Source organism: Synechococcus sp. R8-2, assembly GCF_047461715.1.
In the GTDB taxonomy this organism is placed as follows: Bacteria; Cyanobacteriota; Cyanobacteriia; order Thermostichales; family Thermostichaceae; genus Thermostichus.
This window is the reverse complement of sequence record NZ_JANSHQ010000524.1, coordinates 1-1,419: the sequence shown is the minus strand read 5'-3', so window position 1 is coordinate 1,419 and position 1,419 is coordinate 1. Positions and strand designations below refer to the sequence as shown.

Here is a 1,419-nt window from a genome sequence, read left to right as displayed (position 1 = left end):
ACCCCCTTCATACCACGGGATCCCGGCTTTGGTTCGGGGAGTAGAGTTAAGAAAGTCTACATTGCTTTTTTTTACAGATCTAGGCCGATTTTTGCAGGATCCATGCTGCTGCCTGTTCGCCGCTGCGCAGGGATCCCTCGAGGCTGCTCTGGTGGGTGTATTCCCCGGCCCAAAGGAGGCCCGGCAGGCCGCTAAAGGTGGGAACCAGATGCTGCTGAAAGCCGGGGGGTTGTACAAACTGGGCAAAAGGGATCCGGTACACCCGCAGCAGGCGCAGTTGCTCCAAGGGGGCTTTATCGCTACGCGACGCTGCCGCGACGGGGAAGTAAGTTTGCAGCTCGGCCCGGCAGGCTTGGGCCAGTTCCTCGTCCCTCAAGGGGGGATCCCCTAGCACCACCACCGAATACAGGTGTTGGCCAGGAGGAGCCAGCGCCGGGCTGATGCGGGTAAGTTGGACCCAATGGTTGATCCAGCCCTGGCCGGTGGCGTTGAGGTACAAGTAGGCGCCGCGGCTGAGGGAAAAGGGGGCGCAGAAGTAGAGACAGGTCACCGCTCGCCCCTGGGTGGGAATGGGGGTGGGGGCTTGAGGGCACAGCTCCGCCTGCCAGGCCCGTGCCTGAGGGGCATCAGTAGCACAAACTACCCACTCGGCAGGGATCTCTTCACCCTTGGCGGTGCGGATCCCGCGCACTTTCCCGTCTTCTGCCAGGATGCGCTCCACCGGGGTTTGGTAGCGAATCTGTTCGGGGGACAGGTGACCGGCCAGTTGTCGGGCCAGTTCTCCCATGCCCAAGGCCGGGGTGACAATGGATCCCTCGGCCATCATCTTGAAATAAAAGGCAAAGAGGCGGGCGCTACTGCCCAGATCCGGATCTAGAAGGATCCCGCGGAAAAAGGGGTAGAAAAAGTGCTGGCAGATCTGTTGGGAAAAGCCGTACTGCTCCAGAAACTCCCGCAGCGAGCAATCGGATCCCCCTAGCCCTTCTTGAAAAACCTGCTCCGGGCTGCGGCGCGCCAGCTCGGATCGCAATTGCAGCACCTTGAGCTTGTCCCCAAAGCTGGCCAAGGGGTTGAGCAAAGAGGGGAGAAGGCTGGACAGATCCCGTAGGGGATCCCCCAACAGCCAGCAGCGACCGGGTTGAGCCAAAATAGCGCCGGGCCGGTAGGGACGGGGATCGAGCTTGCCCAGATCCAAATGCTGTCGCACTTTGGGATAGGCGGTGAACAGCACCTGAAAACCGCGATCCAGGCGAAAGCCATCCACCTTGTCGGTACGCACCCGCCCCCCAGGGCCGTCGCTTTTTTCCAGAACCAGGACATCCCTCCACCCCGCCTGGCTCAGCACTTTGGCGCAAGCCAAGCCGGCCAGCCCCGCCCCAATGATGACAACTTTGCCCATGCTGATACATTTACGCTGAA

The 1,419-nt window shown here is 61.2% G+C and carries 1 protein-coding gene; it reads right to left on the bottom strand.

From position 1 onward, the window contains the following. Positions 1-79 precede the first annotated feature (79 nt). Positions 80-1,419, bottom strand: a 1,340-nt coding sequence (locus NW819_RS11920) for an NAD(P)/FAD-dependent oxidoreductase (protein ID WP_414413874.1), incomplete at its 5' end; no start/stop codon positions are given.